The sequence below is a fragment of the Cnuibacter sp. UC19_7 genome, from assembly GCF_042699995.1.
GTDB lineage: Bacteria > Actinomycetota > Actinomycetes > Actinomycetales > Microbacteriaceae > Cnuibacter.
Map to the genome: position 1 here is coordinate 2243286 of NZ_CP170560.1, position 18529 is coordinate 2261814.

General features: G+C 70.9%; 18 protein-coding genes. 7 read left to right on the forward strand and 11 right to left on the reverse strand.

Features of this window, described 5'->3' with window-relative positions; all coding sequences use genetic code 11:
- Positions 1-99 precede the first annotated feature (99 nt).
- Entirely contained in the window at positions 100-3600 is a 3501-nt protein-coding gene (locus ACFJGV_RS10660) for a beta strand repeat-containing protein (protein WP_378143897.1), read from the forward strand.
- A gap of 89 nt (positions 3601-3689) precedes the next feature.
- On the opposite strand, the gene ACFJGV_RS10665 is transcribed toward ACFJGV_RS10660, so the two are convergent.
- Complete coding sequence (locus ACFJGV_RS10665) at positions 3690-4541, reverse strand: sugar phosphate isomerase/epimerase family protein (RefSeq protein WP_378143898.1); 852 nt, start codon at positions 4539-4541, stop codon at positions 3690-3692.
- A 20-nt stretch (positions 4542-4561) separates the two neighbouring features.
- A complete protein-coding gene (locus ACFJGV_RS10670) occupies positions 4562-5698 on the reverse strand; it encodes a lipase family protein (RefSeq protein WP_378143899.1) in 1137 nt (378 codons plus the stop codon).
- A gap of 109 nt (positions 5699-5807) precedes the next feature.
- Here ACFJGV_RS10670 and ACFJGV_RS10675 point away from each other — a divergent pair, with 109 nt between their 5' ends.
- Complete coding sequence (locus ACFJGV_RS10675) at positions 5808-6392, forward strand: TetR/AcrR family transcriptional regulator (RefSeq protein WP_378143900.1); 585 nt, start codon at positions 5808-5810, stop codon at positions 6390-6392.
- Positions 6393-6453: 61 nt separating this feature from the next.
- Here the strand turns inward: ACFJGV_RS10675 and ACFJGV_RS10680 are convergent, their stop codons facing one another.
- The 6 genes from ACFJGV_RS10680 to ACFJGV_RS10705 form a co-directional block, all read right to left on the reverse strand.
- On the reverse strand, positions 6454-7260 hold the full coding sequence (locus ACFJGV_RS10680; protein WP_378143901.1) for an ABC transporter ATP-binding protein: 807 nt from the start codon (positions 7258-7260) through the stop codon (positions 6454-6456).
- On the reverse strand, positions 7257-8288 hold the full coding sequence (locus tag ACFJGV_RS10685) for a FecCD family ABC transporter permease (protein WP_378143902.1): 1032 nt from the start codon (positions 8286-8288) through the stop codon (positions 7257-7259). The genes ACFJGV_RS10680 and ACFJGV_RS10685 overlap by 4 nt, the downstream gene beginning before the upstream one ends.
- Positions 8285-9334: a FecCD family ABC transporter permease gene (locus ACFJGV_RS10690; RefSeq protein WP_378143903.1), complete on the reverse strand. Its 1050-nt coding sequence runs from the start codon at positions 9332-9334 to the stop codon at positions 8285-8287. Before ACFJGV_RS10690 ends, ACFJGV_RS10685 begins: the two co-directional genes overlap by 4 nt.
- Positions 9331-10359 carry an iron-siderophore ABC transporter substrate-binding protein gene (locus ACFJGV_RS10695; RefSeq protein WP_378143904.1) on the reverse strand — a complete coding sequence of 343 codons (1029 nt, stop codon included), beginning with the start codon at positions 10357-10359 and terminating at the stop codon, positions 9331-9333. The genes ACFJGV_RS10690 and ACFJGV_RS10695 overlap by 4 nt, the downstream gene beginning before the upstream one ends.
- Before the next feature lie 84 nt (positions 10360-10443).
- Entirely contained in the window at positions 10444-10962 is a 519-nt protein-coding gene (locus ACFJGV_RS10700) for a hypothetical protein (protein ID WP_378143906.1), read from the reverse strand.
- Positions 10963-11086: 124 nt separating this feature from the next.
- The gene (locus ACFJGV_RS10705; RefSeq protein ID WP_378143907.1) at positions 11087-11524 is read right to left on the reverse strand and encodes a GNAT family N-acetyltransferase; all 438 of its coding nucleotides are present in this window, start codon (positions 11522-11524) and stop codon (positions 11087-11089) included.
- Here ACFJGV_RS10705 and ACFJGV_RS10710 point away from each other — a divergent pair.
- From ACFJGV_RS10710 to ACFJGV_RS10730, 5 genes are all read left to right on the forward strand, one after another.
- On the forward strand, positions 11523-11927 hold the full coding sequence (locus ACFJGV_RS10710; protein ID WP_378143908.1) for a VOC family protein: 405 nt from the start codon (positions 11523-11525) through the stop codon (positions 11925-11927). The genes ACFJGV_RS10705 and ACFJGV_RS10710 overlap by 2 nt on opposite strands.
- An 80-nt stretch (positions 11928-12007) precedes the next feature.
- Positions 12008-12799: an MBL fold metallo-hydrolase gene (locus ACFJGV_RS10715; RefSeq protein WP_378143909.1), complete on the forward strand. Its 792-nt coding sequence runs from the start codon at positions 12008-12010 to the stop codon at positions 12797-12799.
- Between the two features lie 52 nt (positions 12800-12851).
- Positions 12852-13475, forward strand: a complete 624-nt coding sequence (locus tag ACFJGV_RS10720; protein ID WP_378143910.1) for a helix-turn-helix domain-containing protein — start codon at positions 12852-12854, stop codon at positions 13473-13475.
- Positions 13476-13480: 5 nt separating this feature from the next.
- Positions 13481-13699: a hypothetical protein gene (locus ACFJGV_RS10725; protein ID WP_378143911.1), complete on the forward strand. Its 219-nt coding sequence runs from the start codon at positions 13481-13483 to the stop codon at positions 13697-13699.
- Between the two features lie 576 nt (positions 13700-14275).
- Positions 14276-15925 carry an ATP-binding protein gene (locus ACFJGV_RS10730; protein WP_378143912.1) on the forward strand — a complete coding sequence of 550 codons (1650 nt, stop codon included), beginning with the start codon at positions 14276-14278 and terminating at the stop codon, positions 15923-15925.
- A gap of 5 nt (positions 15926-15930) precedes the next feature.
- Here the strand turns inward: ACFJGV_RS10730 and ACFJGV_RS10735 are convergent, their stop codons facing one another.
- From ACFJGV_RS10735 to ACFJGV_RS10745, 3 genes are read right to left on the reverse strand one after another with little or no spacing between them, the layout of a single operon-like run.
- The gene (locus ACFJGV_RS10735; RefSeq protein WP_378143913.1) at positions 15931-17307 is read right to left on the reverse strand and encodes an FAD-binding oxidoreductase; all 1377 of its coding nucleotides are present in this window, start codon (positions 17305-17307) and stop codon (positions 15931-15933) included.
- Between the two features lie 10 nt (positions 17308-17317).
- Positions 17318-17791, reverse strand: coding sequence for a VanZ family protein (locus tag ACFJGV_RS10740; RefSeq protein WP_378143914.1), 474 nt, complete (start codon positions 17789-17791; stop codon positions 17318-17320).
- On the reverse strand, positions 17788-18447 hold the full coding sequence (locus ACFJGV_RS10745; protein ID WP_378143915.1) for a M15 family metallopeptidase: 660 nt from the start codon (positions 18445-18447) through the stop codon (positions 17788-17790). Before ACFJGV_RS10745 ends, ACFJGV_RS10740 begins: the two co-directional genes overlap by 4 nt.
- Positions 18448-18529 lie beyond the last annotated feature (82 nt).

Below are 18529 nucleotides of genomic sequence, written 5' to 3' on the forward strand. Positions count from 1 at the left end.
AGACCGCAATGAGATGGCCGGTGCGTTACCCGATCTGCTAGCTTCAGCCCGATCTCCCTCGAATCCGCGGGCGAGGGACAGCACGAACGGGGAGCTCGCATGGGTCGAGGACTGTCAACCGAGCCGACGGGCAGCACACCGCGGGCGAGTGCTCGATGGGCCGCCCTGGCGGTGGTGACGGGGCTCCTGGTCGCCGTCCCCGCCGCCCCGAGCTTCGCGGCGACGTCCACGGTGACGACCTTCGCCGGACTGCAAGCCGCACTCGGCGATTGCGGGTCCGCTCCGAACACGATCGTGCTGGGCGCCGACATCTCTCAACCCGAGACCGGGATCACCGCTGAGTGCGACACCACGCTCGACCTGAGCACCCACGACCTCTCGGTCTTGAACGTCCAACTCGGCACAGGCGTCGAGTTCACCGTGACCGGCCCGACGGACGGCAGCGGCGGCACCCTCACCGCTGACGCCAGCGATTCGAGCCAGGCCGGCATCAGCACGTCGGAGGCGACACTGACCGTTCGGGGAGGAAGGGTGAACGCCTACGGGGGATCCTTCAGCGCGGGGATCGGCGGCACCCTTTCGGGCCAGCTCGCCAGTCCGGACGCGGGAACCCTCAACGTCGAGGGCGGCACGGTGGACGCCTACGGAGGCGTGCAGGCCGCGGCTGTCGGCGGAGCATCCGGAGGAGGCTCGGGTGGAACGGTGACGGTGACATCCGGCGCCCTCAACGCCTTCGGCTTCCGCTACGACTCCGTCGGCGTGGGGGGCGGCGGCGGCGGTGGCGACGGCGCGGACGTCACGGTGACGGGCGGGATCCTCACGGCCAGCGCCGGCGGGATCTACGGCACCGCGATCGGCGGCGGGGTGGCCCTGGCCTCCTCGGATGGTGGTTCCGGCGGTTCGCTCACCATCGGGGCGGGAGCCGAGGTCGTCGCCATGGCCGAGAGGAACGCCTTCGGAGCAGGCTGGAAGGGCACCCCGACCGGAGACTTCGGGTCTCTCCGTGTCGACGGCACACTGCGTCTGCCGTCGGGACGCCTCTACGTGGGCAGGAGCACGAGGACGAGCACCGAGGTGAGGGTCGGAGCAACCGGCCGCATCGTCGGTTCGGTCGCCGACCCCGCAGCGGGCGCGACCCTCGAGGGTCCGGGATGGATCGACAACCAGGGATCCATCACCCTGTCGTCCCGACCGCCTGCCGGAATGGTGACGGGCAACAACACGCTCGTGCACTTCGACTCTCCGACGGCCACGGACGTCCAGGTGCTGGCGCCGTCGTTCGCGGACGGTGCGCGCATTCTGCCGACCGCGCCTGCGGGAACGGCGTGGAACACCGCGGCCGATGGCTCCGGCAGCTGGTTCACCAGCACCTCCCCGCTCGGGAGCGTGGGGTTCCTGAACCTCTACGCCGTCGCTCCTGCGACCATGACCGTCCCCACCGACTTCACCATCGCCGCCGGCGAGAACGTCTACCTCCCGATCACGGTGAAGGGGCCCGACGGCGCCCCGCTGTCACCACAACCGGGCATCGAGTTCACGTTCGCCGGCTGCTCCCTCGCCGACGGCGGGGTGTTCACCGTCGCCGGCCCGTGCACCGTGACGGCGTCCACGACCGTCCAGGGCACGCTGATACAGAAGACGTTCACGATCAGGATCGTCCCGGGCCCGCTCACCTCTCTCGGCATCCGTCCGGCGCCGGTCACGGTGACGCAGGGCTCCTCCGTCGCGTTCATGGTCGACGCCGCGGACAGGTACGGCAACGCCATCGACACGTCCGCCGCCGTGCTGACCTCCGACCGGGAAGCGGACGTCCTGAACGGTCACACGGTCGCGTTCTCGGGCGCCGGCAGCCACACCATCACCGCGACGTTCCAGGGCTACACCGTGGGCTCGAGGGTCACGGTCGTCGCCGGCCCGATCAGCTCCCTCTCGATCACCCCGACGAACGCGACCGTCATCCAGGGAGACACGATCACGTTCACAGTCGACGGCACGGACGCCGGCGGGAACCCCGTCGACACCTCCAGCGCGGTCCTGACCTCGGGCGGCCGCGACACGGTCGGCGGGCACACGATCCTGTTCTCCGGCGCCGGCGACCGGACGGTCACCGCGACCCTCGACGGAGTGACGGCGTCCGCATCGGTGCGAGTCGTCGCCGGACCTCTGGCGGCCCTGTCGCTCTCGCCTAGCACCGCGACCGTGGTCGAGGGAGGCACGACCGCCTTCACCCTCACCGGGACCGACGCGGCGGGCAACCCGGTGAACGTGGACGGGGCCATCCTCACCGCAGCACCCACCGACACCATCGAGGGGCGCACGATCAGGTTCTCCGGCGCCGGGGTCCGGACGGTCACCGCGACCCTGAACGGCATCACCACGACCGCCGAGATCACCGTCATCGCCGGCCCCCTCCACACGCTCACGATCACCCCGCGGAGCACGACCGCCACCCAGGGCGACACGATCACGTTCACGGTCGACGGCACCGACACCGCCGGGAACCCCGTCGACACCTCCGGCGCAATGCTCGCTTCCGAAACGCGCAGCGACAGGGTCGACGGCAGGTCTGTGACGTTCTCCGGCGCCGGCACCCACGTCGTGACCGCGACCCTGGACGGCGTGTCCACCAGCGCGAGCATCGACGTCGTCGCGGGCCCGCTCGCCTCGCTGTCGCTGACACCCGCCACCGCGACCGTGATGCAGGGCAGCACCACCGTGTTCACGATCACGGGTGCGGACGCCGCCGGCAACCCCGTGAACGCGGACACCGCGACCTTGTCCTCGACCGCACGAACGGATGTCGTGGACGGGCGGGCGGTGACGTTCTCCGGCGCCGGCATCCGCACGATCGCCGCCACCCTCGACGGCGTCGAGGCGACCGCCACCGTCGACGTCGTCGCGGGCCCGGTCGCCGCCCTCACCCTCACGCCGTCCTCCGCCACCGTCACCCAGGGCGACACCCTCGGCTTCACGGTCACCGCCGCGGACTCCGCCGGCAACCCGATCGACACCACCGGCGCCGTGCTGAGCTCCGACAACCGTGCCGACACGATCTCCGGCACGTCAGTGGCCTTCTCCGGGGCCGGCGCCCACACGATCACCGCGACCCTGGACGGAGTGACCGCCGCCGCCTCCATCACCGTCACCGCGGGCCCTGCGGCGACACTCGCGATCACCCCGTCAGCGACGAGCGTGGACCAGGGCGGTACGCTCACCTTCGCCGTCACGGGAGCGGATGCCGCCGGCAACCCGGTCGACACCGGCACCGCCGTGCTGACCTCGTCCGTCGACACGGACGTCATCGCAGGCACCGCGGTGACGTTCCCTCATGCGAGCCCGCACACGATCACTGCGACCCTGGGCGGCCTCACCGCCACCGTCACGATCGAGGTCATCCCCGCCGTAGCCCCCTCCCCCGCACCGACGGCACCCTCCTCACCAGCCGCATCGGCGGCGGGGCTGGCCGACACCGGCCTCGACAGCGGAACGGTCGGTGCCGCGGGCGCAGCAGCCCTCGCGCTCCTCCTCGCCGGCGCCGCCCTCCTCCTCCCCCGCCGGACCCGCATCGGCAGGGCCACCCATCAACCGCCCCGCCCGTGACCGACCACGACCCAGGGCGCGGCAGCGGATACGCCGAGGCCGTCCTCGGCGGCAGACCACGATCCCGAGGATCCTCGCGCCCCGGCCGGTCAGCCCAGGAGCTCCGCAGTGCTGGTAGCCAGGACCTCGGCCAGGGCGTCGTCCGAGAGCGCATCCGCGGAGTCGGAGAACAGCTCGGGCCCGACCAGGTGGAGCCCGCCCGTCTCGCGGAGGACGTCGATCAGGTCGCGCAGGGGGAGCGCTCCCCGGCCCGGGGCCTCGCGATGATGCATCTGGTCGTTGTAGAGCGAGCCGTCCTGCACCTCGGCGGCCGCGTCGGAGAGCTGGACAGCGAAGATGCGGTCGCCGGGGACTCGACGGAGCAGGTCGAGGTCGGGGTAGCCGCGGAAGAAGTGGTAGGTGTCGAGCACCAGGCCGCCGTTGTCGCGGTCGGCGCGGCGCACGATCTCCCATCCGGTCGCCAGGTCCGGGATGCTGCCGAAGGGCATGAACTCCAGCTGCACGCGCATGTCGAGCTCCGCCGCGCGGTCGCACATCCGCTGGAAGGCGGAGACGACGTCGTCGAGGTCGTTGCGCTGCCCGATCCCGTCGATGACGGACATGCTGTCGACCTGCAGCCCGGCGGCGTAGTCGAAGAACGTGGTCTCGTCGGTGATCTGGAACGCGCGCTCGTCCTCGTTCATCCACGCCGGCAGCTGCCAGCCCGGCAACCACCGCGTGAAGGGGTCGAGGATCGTGATCGGGACGCCCGCGGTGCGTGCCTCGCGGGCGATGTCGGTCAGGGTGCGGCCCTGCTGCAGCCAATCGGTGATGTGGCTCGGGAAGACCGACTGCTGGGTGAATCCGGCCGCGCGGGCCACGGCGAGCCGGTCCTGCAGGGGGCGGTCGCGCACGCTGGCGTCCCAGAGCACCAGGTCCGGGGAGGGGGCGGTGTCGTTCATGGTGGAGTCCTTTCGAGGTCTCAGCGCTGTGCGTCGAAGTGGTGGTGGAGGAACTCGAGCGCGGCGGGGAGGCCCTCGCGCACGATCTGGAAGTGGTCGACGCCCGGGTAGCAGCGGTAGGCGATGTTCTGTGCGCGAGGGCCCAGGTTGTGCAGGAACGCTCGAGTGATGGGCTCCGGGACGGAGACGTCGACGTCGCCCTGCAGGATCAGCGTCGGGCGTTCCGGCCGGAAGCGCGGCATGATGGCGAGGTCGTTGCGTTCGAGGAAGCGACGCACGGTGGGGACGAGATCCCATCCCGGGCGTAGCCCCCGGAAGTCGCGGATCGAGGCGCGTGTGATGCTGTCGGCGATCGCACTGACGATGCCGACCGATCCGGTGGCCGTGAGCGTCGGCATGACCGCGGCCAGGTCCACCCCCATCACGGAGCCGAAGTCGAACCCGTCGTCGAGGGCCCGGAGGCCTGCGGCGATCAGCGCGACGTTGAAGTTCTGCTGCACCACGTGGTCGAACGCCTCCTCGGGATGCCGGATTGCCTGGTCGCCGTGGTAGTCGACGATCGCGGTCACGCTGGTGAAGGGCGCGAAGGCGACGGTCCCAACGAGATCAGCGTCCGGGAGCTCGTGTGCGAGCGACTCGGTGGCCAGCGACCCGTGGCCGCCTTCGGAGTGCCCGATCACACCCCACGCCCGAGCGAGGCTCGGCTCGACGTCCCGAGCAGCGCGGACGGCTCCGTTCACCGAGCGAGCGAGGCTGTCCGCGCCGTAGTACGGGTGCGGCGTTGCGGCTGTCGGCCCGAGACCCTCGAGATCGGGAGCGACGACCGCGAAGCCGCTTCGCAGCATCCGATCGATGGCGTCGACGTAGTCGGTGACGTACCCGTCGCCGGTGAGGCCGCCGTCGAGGGTCTCTGAGAGACTCGGCGCTCGATCGGGTGCGCCGCCGGTCGTCGTGCCGTGCACCCACGCCAGCAGCGGCCAGCCCGCCTCGGGCGGGGGGCCGAACGGGACGAACAGGAGCGACGTGGCGGGGACCTGCTCGTCGTCGTGCCGCATCGGATGTTCGAGCACCCATGCGGACGCGGTGATGGGGTGTGGGGTGGCGAAGGGGCGGCGCCGGACATCCTGGGCGGGGCGCGGCTGCAGTGAGTGGGGCATTGAGGGAATTCCTTCGAAACGGGGACTGAGTTCGTTTCGACCGTAACGGGGAGTGTCCCCGTTTTCAAGCTCAAGTGGGGAGTCAGTCCGTTTCGGGTAGGATGACGGCATGGGTACGCGGTCAGCACAGGGCTCGGCGGCCCCGCCGTCGATGCGCAAGGACCGGCTCCGCAATCGCGACGCCATCCTCGACAGCGCTCGTCGAGTGTTCATCGAACAGGGTGTGCTCGCCCCGCTCGATGAGATCGCCCGTCGCGCCGGCGTCGGCAGCGCCACGCTGTATCGTCATTTCCCGACGCGGGACGAGCTCGTGTTCGCGGCGATCGAGCGCGACATCGGCGCGATCGGGGAGGACGCCGAGCGCCGCCGCGGGTCCCCACAGCCCGCCGAGGCGTTGCAGGCGTGGCTGATCGAGCTGGTCTGGCATCTGCGCACCTGGCACGGGCTGCCCGAGGCGGTCATCGATGCGCTCAACACCGCGTCGCCCCTGGCGACCGCGTGCGCGCCCTTGCAGCAGCACACCGAGGCGCTCCTGCGCGAGGCGCAGGCCGCCGGGGCCGCCGATCCCGGCGCGACGGCGGAGGCCCTCTTCCAGCTCGCGACACTGCTGTCCTGGGGGGCCGACCGCTACGGCGACGACGAGGCGGCGGCCCGGGCGCGCACCGAGCAGGCGCTCCGCGGCGTGCTCGTCTGAGGCGGCCGAAGGGGTCCCGCGCATGGGGCCAATGGCCGGAGCCGGCCCCCCGCGACCCTGTCTACGTCTGATCGGAGTGATGGCGGCCGATGGGGATCATGAGGGGCGTGCCGGACACGGGGTCGGTGATGATGCGGTTGCGGAGGCCGAAGACGCGCTCGACGACGGACTCGGTGAGCACCTCGGCGGGCGGGCCGGCGACGTAGACGGCGCCGTCGGCGAGGGCGACGAGGTGGTCGGCGTAGCGGGCGGCGAGGTTGAGGTCGTGGAGCACCATGACGACGGTGGTGCCTCGCGAGCGATTGAGGTCGGCGAGGAGGTCGAGCACCTCGACTTGGTGGCTGACGTCGAGGAAGGTGGTCGGCTCGTCGAGGAACAGCAGGTCGGTCTGCTGGGCCAGGGCCATCGCGATCCAGACCCGCTGCCTCTGCCCGCCCGACAGCTCGTCGACGGCGCGGTCGGCGAGCTCGGCGATGTCGGTGGCGTCGAGCGCCTCGGCCACAGCGTCGTCGTCGGCGGCGCTCCAGCGCGAGAACACGCTCTGGTGCGGATGCCTGCCGCGGCCGACGAGGTCGGACACCGTGATGCCCTCCGGCGAGACCGGCGACTGGGGGAGCAGGCCGAGCACCCGCGCCAGACGCTTGGTGGGCATCCGGTGCACGGATTCACCGTCGAGCACCACGGATCCGGCGCGCGGCGAGAGCAGGCGCGACATCGAGCGCAGCAGCGTCGACTTGCCGCACGCGTTCGCGCCGACGATGGCGGTGACGGCACCGGGCGGGATACGGAGGTCGAGGGCGTCGATGACCGTCCGGTCGCCGTAGCCGAGGGTGAGGTCGATCGCCTCGATCGTGTGGCCGTGCGTCACAGCGAGCCTCCTGCTCGATTGCTGCGGATGATGAGGTAGATCAGATACGGGGCGCCGAGCGCTCCGGTGACGACGCCCACGGGGAAGCGGGTGCCGAAGGCGAACTGTCCGGCGAAGTCCGCTACGAGGACGAGCAGGGCTCCGACGAGCCCCGCGGTGACGAGCGGGGCGGATCCCGAGCCGACCAGCCGCGCGGCGATCGGGCCGGCCAGGAACGCGACGAACGCGATCGGCCCGGCCGCGGCCGTGGCGAAGGAGATCAGTCCCACGGCGGCGATCACGACGATCAGTCGGGTCAATCCCACCCGGACGCCCAGCGCGGTGGCCGTGTCGTCTCCGAGCCGCGTCACCGAGAGGTCGCGGGCCTGCGAGAGCAGCAGGGGCCCGAGGACGACGAGTGCCGCGAGAACCGGCAGCACCTGATCCCAGGATGCGCCGTTCAGGCTGCCCGTCAACCAGCGTGTGGCCTCCTGGAGATCCCACTGCCCGGCCTGCGACAGCACCCAGGCGGTGAGGCTCTTGAGCATCGCCGCGACGCCGATCCCGATGAGCACCAGCCGGGTGCCGGCCACGCCGCCCCGGTAGGAGAGCAGATACACCGCCACGGCGACGACGAGTCCGGCGACGATGGCCAGGACGGAGACGCTCGCTCCACCGAGGCCGAGCATCACGATGCCGAAGGCCGCCGCCGCGCTCGCGCCGCTCGAGATCCCGATGATGTCGGGACTGGCGAGAGGATTGCGGAGCATGGTCTGGAACGTGACGCCGCCCAGGCCGAAGCACAACCCGGCGACCACGGCGAGGGCGACCCGCGGCAGGCGCAGTCGGCCGACCGTGAAGGAGGCCCCGGGCACGTCGTCGCCGAGCACAACCCGCACGACGTCGGAGGTCGAGTACACGGTCTGGCCGATGTGCACGGTGACGACGATCATCGCGAGGATGAGCGCCGCGAGCACGCCGACGACCACACGCGACCGGGCCGAGCGCCGGTGTCGCGAGCGCCGGACGAGCACTGTCGTCGCGCTCACAGCGTCCCGACCTTCCGGCGGCGCACGAGGTAGATGAACACCGGCGCCCCGATGAGCGCCGTGATGATGCCCACGTCGATCTCGCTCGGCCGTGCGACGATCCGGCCCAGGATGTCCGCGCCCGTGAGCAGCGCGGCCCCCACGACCGCCGAGAACGGGATGAGCCAGCGGTGGTCGACCCCGACGAGCAGACGGCAGGCGTGCGGGACCACGAGTCCGACGAACGCGATCGGGCCGGTGACGGCCGTGGCGGCGCCGCAGAGCACGACGGATCCGAGCGCGGCCAGCCCTCGCGTGAGCGCGACGCGCTCGCCGAGCCCGGCGGCCAGCTCGTCGCCGAGGGCGAGCGAGTTCAGCCCCTTCGCCGAGAGCAGGCAGAGCACGAAGCCGCCCGCGAGGAACGGCGCCACCTGCTGGATGCTCGCCATCGTCGCGCCGCCGACGCCGCCGATCTCCCACGACCGCACGGCCTCGCCGATGTCGGCCCGCGGGAGGACGACCGCGCTGATGAACGAAGCCAGGGCCGCGGAGGTCGCCGCTCCAGCCAGGGCGAGCTTCAACGGGGTCGCCCCGCCGCGCCCCAGCGATCCGACGGCGTAGACGAACACCGCGGCGACCGCGGCCCCGCCGATCGCGATCCAGATCTGCACCGTCGCCGACGACAGCCCGAACCAGGCGATCGCGCAGACGACGGCGAGCGAGGCCCCCATCGTGACGCCGAGGATGCCCGGATCGGCGAGCGGGTTGCGGGTGACACCCTGCATGGCGGCCCCCGAGACGCCGAGCGCGGCGCCCGCGATCATCGCCAGGAGGGTGCGGGGGATCCGCGTCGCGATCGAGGCGCGGTCGAAGCCCTCGATCGAGCCGCCGAGCGCCGCGAGGACGTCGTCGATCCCCACCTCACGCGACCCCACCAGGATCGACGCGGCGGCGAAGGCGCCGAGCACGACGACCGATCCGATCAGTGCGAGCGCACGCCGTCGCCTCGGGCGCCGCACGGCGGCGACACCCGAGGCGACAGGTGCGGATGCGGCAGTCGCGGTCACGCGACCTTGGCAGCGGCGCCGGCCAGAAGGTCGAGGTAGTCGTCGAGCACCCACGAGATCGACAGCGGCGTCGGGTTCGCCGCGGTGCCGAGGGGTCCGGATCCGTCGAGGCTGACGATCGCGCCGCTCTTGACCGCGGGGATCTGCGAGAGCAGCGGGTCGCTCTCGAGGGTCTTCACCAGCTCGTCATCGCCGTAGGTGACGATGATGTCGACATCGCTGAACGCATCCGCCTGCTCTGCGCTCTGCGTGAGCGAGAACTTCTCGGTGGTCGCCGAGGCCGCGGCGATGCTGGGCGGTGCGATCAGGCCGAGGTCCTCGAAGAACGCGGCCCGGGTGTCGTGCGTGGTGTAGAAGCTGACCTGGCTGAGGTCGGCCGGGTCGACGTGCGTGAGGAACATGGCCGACTTGCCGGCGAGACCCTCGTGCGAGGCGACGGTGTCGGCGATCTGGCCCTCGAGGTCCGAGACGAGGGCGGTGCCCTCCTTCTCCATCCCCATGCCCTTCGCGTTGTACTCGATCATGTCCCGCCACGAGGTGCCCCAGGGGGTCTCGGGGTAGGCGACGACCGGTGCGATCTCGCTCAGCATGTCGTAGTCCTCCTGCGTGAGACCGGAGTACGCCGCGAGGATCACGTCCGGCTTCGTGTCGGCGACCGCCTCGAAGTCGATGCCGTCCGTCTCGTCGAAGAGCGCGGGCTTCTCGCCGCCCAGCTCGTCGAGGCGCTCGGACACCCAGGGCAGGATCCCGTCGCCGTCGTCATCGCCGAAGTTCGCCGCCGCCATGCCCACGGGCACGACGCCGAGCGCGAGGGGCACCTCCTGGTTGGCCCAGTTCACCGTGGCGACGCGTTCGGGCTTCTCCGAGATCGTCGTGGTGCCGAGCGCGTGCTCGATCGTGATCGGGGTGAACCCATCCGATGCGGCAGTCGACTCAGACGAGCCCGCTCCAGACGAGCAGGCAGCGAGCGCGGTCGTGAGCAGGGCGGCGGCGGTCACGGCAAGGAGCCGAGGGGCACGGGACATGGGGGGCGTCTCCTCAAGTTAGGTATAGCTAACCTAACGCAGAGCCGGCCCTGTCGTCTCTCGCGGCGGCGCCGACGGGAGTCTTCATGCCGAGAGCAGCGTGTTGACCTCCTCGACCACGGCCTCCATCTGGGTGGCGAGTGACGGATCCAGTGCCGCGCCGGATGTCCTCTCGCTCTGCAGGACCGACCTGAGCCGCATGAGTACCTCGGTACCCGTCGCTCCCGCCGCGACCGCATCCGCAAGCCGCAGCGCGACATCCTCGCGTCCCCTGCTCGTGAGCTCCGACTCGAGTCGGCGCAGGCGCGCGAACAGGTCATCGGGTTCGGGCGCCTCCCAACCCCGTTCCGCGGCCTCACGCTGAAGGCCGTCGCGGGTGTGACGCAGGTCTCTCTCGAGGTCCGCCGGAACGTCGACGCCGACCGCCCAGGTCGGCCACAGCGCCCAGAGCCTGCGACCCAGCGGTGCGTCATCGTCGAGCAGCCGGTGTCCGCCCAGCCGGAGGATGTCCCTGATCAGGGAGTCGACCGGCTCACCGAACGCCTCCGCGCCGAAGTTCACGAGATCGGTACGCCAATGGTCCCCCGGTCCACCTGCTGCCATGCACCCACGGTGCCATGCCTCACCGCCCGCACCCCGGGAGGCACGCGGATGGCGCTCGTCACGTCGACAGCGTCACATCGTGGCCGACACGGGCGCACCTGGCCCTGGGCCTGGCGCTGATCCCTCACTCCCGGGACACGTCCATGCCCGGCCCGGAGTCGGGTCGGCGTACGAAGCCGTGACGCTCGTAGAACTCCGCTCGACCCGACGCCGCGAACAGCTGGATGTCGTGGACGCCACGGCGACGAGCCTCCTCCACGAGACGGTCGAGGATCTGTCCGCCGACACCCGCACCGCGGGCACCCTCGGCGACGATCATCTCGGTCACGAACGCGTGAAGAACTCCATCGCTGATGAGCCTCCCCACACCGATCAGACGACCTGCATCATCTCGAACAGTGCAGACGACCCAGCTCCCGGTCAGCGCCCGTTCGAAGCGCTCAAGATCCCAGTCGGCCCACCCCGTCTCGTCGTAGAGCGCTTTGAACTCCGACGCTGAGGGCGGTGAGAGCGAGACGCCCACCCTGCGACGGTACCGCGGGGCTGAGAGACTCGAGGTCATGGCCGGATTCCATCATGTCGAAGTGTGGGTCGCGGATCTCGCGGAAGCCCGACATCAGTGGGGCTGGCTGCTCCGCGAGCTCGGGTTCGATCGTGCAGACGAATGGGCGGGCGGTGAGTCGTGGGCCGCCGGTGGGGCGTACCTGACCCTGACGACGTCGCCGAACCTGACGGGGACGACCCATGATCGACGATCACCCGGAGTGAACCATCTCGCGTTCAAGGCAGGATCCCCTGATCGCGTCGACGCCACCATGGCGGAGGCCGAGCAGCACGGGTGGCGACCGCTCTATCAGGACCGCTACCCGCACGCCGGTGGAGCGGACCACTACGCGGGCTGGTTGGAGAACTCCGCCGGATTCAAGGCCGAGCTCGTCGCGGACCGGACGCGGCCGACGGACTGAAACTGCGCGCCGGGGTCGCACTCCGCCGGACCTGACCGCCACCCAGACCCGCACGACGAGGGGCGTGGCATCCTGAGGGGATGGCGGACACGAACGCGATCAGCGCAGCGAGGGCGGGCTTCGGGATCGGGGTGATCGGCGGCCCGACGGTGGTCATCGACCTCGCGGGGCTGCGGATCCTCGTCGATCCGACATTCGACCCGCCGACCGACTACGGGCGCCTCGTGAAAACCCAGGGGCCCGCCGTGCCGGCGGAGGCGCTGGGCTCCGTCGACCTCGTGTTGGTCAGCCACGACGAGCACGCCGACAACCTCGACGAGTCGGGCCGCGCGATCGCCGAGGCGGCTCCGACGATCGTGACGACCCCGTCGGCGGCGACGCGACTCGGGCAGCACGCGAGGGGGCTGCGTGCGTGGGAGTCGGTCGACCATCCGTCGGGCCTCACCGTCACCGCGACCCCCGCGCTCCACGGCCCCGCCGACGAGATCACACCCGAGGGCTGGGTGAACTGCGAGGTCACCGGATTCCTGCTCTCAGGGCCCGAGGCGCCCACCGTCTACGTGGGCGGCGACAACGCCTCGCTCGCCGCCGTCGTCGAGGTCGCCTCGCGCATCCGACCGGATGTCGCCGTTCTCAACGGCGGTGGAGCTCACGTCCCGGCGAGATTCGACGACCGACCCCTCACCTTCACGTCGACCCGCGTGGCGGCCGCCGCCGAGGTGCTCGGCAGCCCCCGGGTCGTGGTCGCCCACCAGGACGGCTGGCGCCACTTCGCCGACGACGCTGCCGCGACGCGGGCGGCGTTCCTGGCCGCCGGCATCGAGGACCGCCTCGTCGAGTCGCCCCTCGGCCGTTGGGCCCTCCGCGCCTGAGGTCGCAAAGAAACCCTTGCAAAGCAACCTTGGCAAAGGTATCTTTGCACTCATGAGTGAAGAGGACGCGACGCCAGGGGCTCTGCACCGCACCCTCGACATGGAGTCGCTGAAGGGGCTGGCGCATCCGCTACGGGTGCGCATCCTCGACGTGCTCACCACCTACGGCCCCCAGACGGCCTCGAGCCTGGCCGACCGACTGGGCGAGTCCTCGGGGTCGACCAGCTACCACCTCAGGCAGCTCGAGCGACACCACTTCATCCACGAGGTGGCGGGGCGCGGGTCCGCGCGGGAGCGGTGGTGGGATCGTGTGCCCGGCGGCATCTCGCTGGAGGTCGGCCACCTCCCGAACACCTCGGCCGCGCGGGCAGCGAGCGGCATCGTGCTCTCGGAGTGGAATCGGAACCGCCAGACCCTGCTCGACGACTTCGTCCGGCGAGGCGACGACGAACTCCCCGCCGCGTGGATCGACGCCTCCGCCATCAGCACCGGCAACGCACAGGTCACGGTCGAACAGCTCGCCGATCTCACCAGTCGGCTCCAGAAGACCATCGACGACTTCATCGACGATCACCGCGACCAGAAGGAACGACCCATCGAGGGATCGAGGCCCGTTCAGATCCAGCTCAGCGCCTTCCCCGTGATGGACGCCGACGAACACCACGAAGGGAGGTGAACACCATGGCAGTCGCCCTTGATACCACCCCGCGGGGCCTCGAGCTCCTCGCCGTGCGGGTGGGCTCCACCCTCGAGCGCTGGGGCCGCGAGAGCGCGGCGCACCGCGCCCTCGTCGCCGCCCGCCTCGTCGACCACGCCGCCGACCCCGCGTCGGCCGCCGCTCTCGTCGCCTGCCGCGAGGCGGCCCGCGCCCACGCGGCTCCGCTCACGCGCATCCGCTGAGCAGCTCGCTCACCTAGCGTCAGAGTCTCCTAATGGTGGTGGCCATGCCCCGAGTACTCGGCCGTGTGTTCTCCTTCTGCCTTCTCTCGTTCGTGTTTCCTGAGGGCGGTTCACGGGCTTCTCTCTGCCGGACCGACTAGCGTGATCGGACACCCACTGGAGGGGAGCTGATCATGGGAAGTATCATCGCCGCAGTCAGCGTCGGAGCGCTCGGCCTTGCCGCAGCTATGACGGCGACGGTCGCACTGCTCCGCCGTCACGACACCGTGGGGCGACGAGCTGATGCGGTCGCAGGGTCCGATCCTGGTCTGGCGACCGAGCTTCGCGTCCTCCAGTCCCAAATCGACGCAGGCCGTTCGGGCTACCGCCGCTGATTCCTTCGCCGAGAGGCGCTTTCGGCCGATGTGATCGGGGCGCGGCGGCGCTGTGGTTTCTCGATGAGTTCCGTGTTGACGCGGCGCTGCGCCTGTATCCGTGCTACTGCACGCTCTCGCCCGCGCGACATTCGCTAGGAAACGCGCTCAGGACACCCGATGATGGACCTACCGGTCCACGGGCTGCGCTGGGGAGGCACGGATGCCGCTGTTCGAGTTGGAGGCCACTCCGCACGGCCGCAGGCGTGTGTTCATCCGGGCCCAGCTGCCGCTCCTCGTCGGATCCGCGTTCGTCGCCGTCCTGGTCGCCTTCTCCCTTCCCGGCGAATTCGGCTCACCGACGCTGCTCGCGGGACTCGCCCTCATCGTCGCGGCCTCCGCGCTCGCGTTGTTCCTGCCCTGGCAGCGTTGGAACCCCAGCAGCCTGATCTCGGTGGCGGTCGTCGACATCGTCGGAATCGCCCTCGTGCGTGGCGAGCTGCTCGACGCGCTCCCCTCCGTGGGCATCCTCGCGATCTTCCCCGTGCTGTGGCTGGCCTACGGATTCAAGCCGTGGGCGATGGTCATCGCGGTGGTCGGCGCACTGGCCATCACGTCGCTTCCCTTCGCCTTCCGCGGCAGGTGGCCCGCGTCGCCGCTCGAGTGGTCGAACGTCGTCCTGCTCCCTGTGCTCATCGTGGGCGTCGCATTCGTGGTCAACCTGGCGGCGGCGCAGCTCCGTCGCAACCGGCGGCGCCTCGTCGCCTCGATGGATGCGCAGGCCGTCCTGCTCCAGCAGACGCAGGACAGCGCCCTGCTGTCGCGGGCGATCTTCGACACGGTGAACGCGGGCGTCGCGTTCTACGGCGCCGACAAGAGACTCGTCATCGCCAACGAGCTGGCGTCCGACCTGGTCGGCCTGGTCGGATTCGCCCTCGACGAACCGCCATACGCCGGCGACGACGTCCTCATGGCCGACCGAGAGACGACCATCCCGTACGACCAGCAGATCATCCCGCGGGCGCTCCGCGGCGAGGAGATCGCGGATCACGTCGAGTGGGTCGGTCCGGCGGACCATCAGATCGCGATCATGGCGTCATCCCGCCGCGTGCACCGGGCGGATGGCGAGCTCCTCGGCACGGTCATCGTCGCCTACGACATCACCGAGCTCGCCCTCGCCATCGACGTCCGCGAGGAGTTCCTCACCACCGTCTCGCACGAGCTGCGCACGCCGCTGACGAGCATGACCGGCTTCCTCGACCTGCTGGAGGACTCGATCGACCCGGCCGATGCCGAGAGCCTCGGATACCTCAGCGTGGTGCTCCGCAATGTCGCCACGCTCCGCGATCGCATCGACCAGCTGCTGGCCGCGACCTCGATCTCCTCCCCGCTCGCTCTCGAACCCACCGATGTCGGGGCCGTGCTCGACCGCGCCGTCGCCGCCCTCCAGCAGCAGGCGCAGACGCGCCAGCAGCGCATCGAGGTCGTGCGCGACTCGACGGAGGCCGCTTCAGCGGAGGCGGATCGCGAGCGCCTGCAGAGGGCCTTCGAGGAGATCATCGACAACGCGGTGAAGTTCGGTCCGGTCGGGTCGACCATCCGGGTCACCGAATCGGTCACCCCCTCCGCGATCTCCATCACCGTCGAGGACGACGGCCCCGGCATCAGCCGAGGCGAGCAGACCCGCATCTTCGACCGCTTCTACCGCACCCCCTACGCGCACCACAACGCCATCCAGGGCTTCGGCCTGGGGCTCACGCTCGCGAAGAGCACCATGGCCGCCCACAAGGGCCGCATCGCGGTCGAGAGCGACGATACGGGAACCAGCTTCACGGCCACCATCCCGCGCTCCCGCCTCGCCGACGCGGCCTGACGCCCTCAGGCTCTCGGGAAGCCGTAGAAGACCCCCTCGGGGTCGAACCGGGCGATGAGGTCCTGCACGCGGGGCCAGTCCTCGTGGCGGAACGAGCGGGCGATGCGCTCGGGGTGCTCACGGATGTCCGCTTCGCTCAGCGCGTGCCCCGTGCACGTCGGCAGCAGGGCGGCGGCGACCTCGTCGAGCCAGGCGCGGTTCGCCGCGTCGTCCGCGGGGTCGTCCCAGATCACGTAGACGATGATGAGCGTGGTGTCGTGCATGCCGTAGGCGGCCTCGCCGACGGGCAGCAGATCGGCACCCCGGCCGTTCGCGGGCATCCCCGTCAGCACGTAGCTCTTGCCCGACGGCGCGGACGCCATCAGCGCCTCGAGTGGAGCGACGGCCTCGTCGAGCGGAGCGTGCGTCCAGAACGTGTCGGCGAGGTAGCGAGCGCCCTCGGGATAGGTGGCGTCGACCGGCACGTGCAGCTCACTCATCCGTGCCGGCCCCTCGAACCGCTCGAGCGGGACGAGCCCGGGTGCCCCGTCGCCGAGCGGTGCGAGTGCGTCGATGTCGCTGCCCGCCTCGATGACGGCCGTCGCGGCCACGCTGACGACCAGCGGATGCTCGCCCGAACCGCCGGCTCTCTCCGCCCCCTGGGTCGCCACCGCCACCTCGACGTTCGGCACGAGCCTCTCCGAGGCCTCCGTGATCCATCTCGTGACGGCGGCCACGTCCTCGAGCGGGTACACCCACGTGCTCACGCGCACCGCCTCGGGTGCCGGGCGAAGCGCGACCTCGATCGATGTGACGATCCCAGGGAAGCCCGGCCCGGCACCACGAGCCAACCAGAACAGCTCGGGGTTCTCCTCGGCGGATGCGGTCCGCAGCTCGCCGTCCGCGGTCACCACCCGAAGGCTGCGGATCGAGAAGCACGACGGCAACCAGGCCCCCCAGTTCACGCCGAGCCCTCCCCCGAGCAGGAACCCACCCACGCCCGGGTCGCCGCAGTGCCCCACGGGGAACGCCAGCCCCTCGGCCTCGAGCGCCGCCGACAGCATCCTCCCCCGAACCGCGGGCCCGATCGTCGCGACCATCTGCTGGGCATCGACCGTGATGCCATCGAGCTTCCCCAGGTCGATCAGCACCCCACCCTCGCGCACGGACGCGGCCACCCAGCTGTGCCCACCCGAACGCACCGCGATCCTCTGCCCGCCCGCGACCGCGTCCTTCACGGCCCGCACGACCTCGTCCTCGCTCCGCGGCCGCACCACCGCCGCCGGCCGCCCGGCCGCCACCATCGCGTTGAAGACGCCCTCGACGACGGCCCTCTCGAACCCCTCGTCCCCAGGGCGGATGGTCTCAGTGCTCATGTCCTCGGGGCTCCGCTCATCGGTCACGAGGCTCACGCTATCCACCGCCGCTGCGCCCTGCCCGCCCCCGAATGGGTTCACCAGAGCGAGCCGACCGTTCCGCCAGGCGGATGACGACGAGACCCAGCACTCCGCCGGCCGTGTTCGTGAGCACGTCGGTGGTGTCGGTGACGCCGACGGCGAGCACGTACTGCGCCAGCTCGAACGCGCAGCTGGTCGCGGCCATCACGAGCGCGCTGAGCCAGAAGCGGGCCGGCGCGAGGAGCCCGAGCAGGAGTCCGAACGGCACGAACACCACCACGTTGCCGACGACCTCGATGGGCCGGCTCGCACCGGCGAGCTCGGTGGCGACGAACGGGATCAGCTTGAGGTGCCGGTCACCGGACGTCCCGACGTAGGGTTCCGCGAGCTTCCAGACGACCAACCACGTGAGGACGACGAGGTAGAGCACGAGGACGGCAGCGAGGAACGGTCTCCCGACCGGCCGGGCGGCCGAGTGCGTGGCGCTCATGACTGCAGCCTCGGATCCTCGGTGGGATCGAGGTAGGTCGGCGGGCATCCGCCGCCCATCGCCTCCAGGCGCAGCTCGAAGTGCCACGGCTCGTTCACGTAGATCCGGCACAGGCCGTACTCGGCGCCGTGGTCGTCGAGCCAGATCGCCGCATCCCATGGGCCCACATCCACCGCCTGGCCGGCGACGTGCAGCGAGGTCTCGGGGGTCGCCACCCACCGCTCCGCCTGCTCCCGCGATCCGTACTCCCCCACCGCCTCCTGCAGCAGCTGCTCCTGCAGGGCGGCGGAGCGCCATCCGCTCGTCACCGTCATCCGGATGCCGTCACCCGCCATCGCCTCGGCCGCGGCGCTCAGCGCGGAGCGCAGCGTCGGGTCGAGGCGGGTGATGCCCGGATACCGGTCGTCGTCGATGGTCGCCCCATCGGGGAGAGCGCCGTCCGCCGATCCGGTGCCTGCGGCGGCGCCGGATCCCTCCGACGCCGTCGCGGGACCGAGCAGCGGAGCATCGTGGATGGGACGCCCGCCGAGCGACAGGGCCGAGGACGACAGGAGGAGCGGGAGGGAGAGCGCGAAGAGCACGGCGAGGGCTCCCACCGCGATCGCGACGAGGGCGAGGGTCCGAGTACCGGTGCGCCGGGGTGCTGAGGTGGTCATGCCTCCAGGGAAGACGAGCGCAGGTTGCGAGGGCGTACGCGGATTCTGATACGCGGACGATAGGTCGCGGCTCCTACCATGA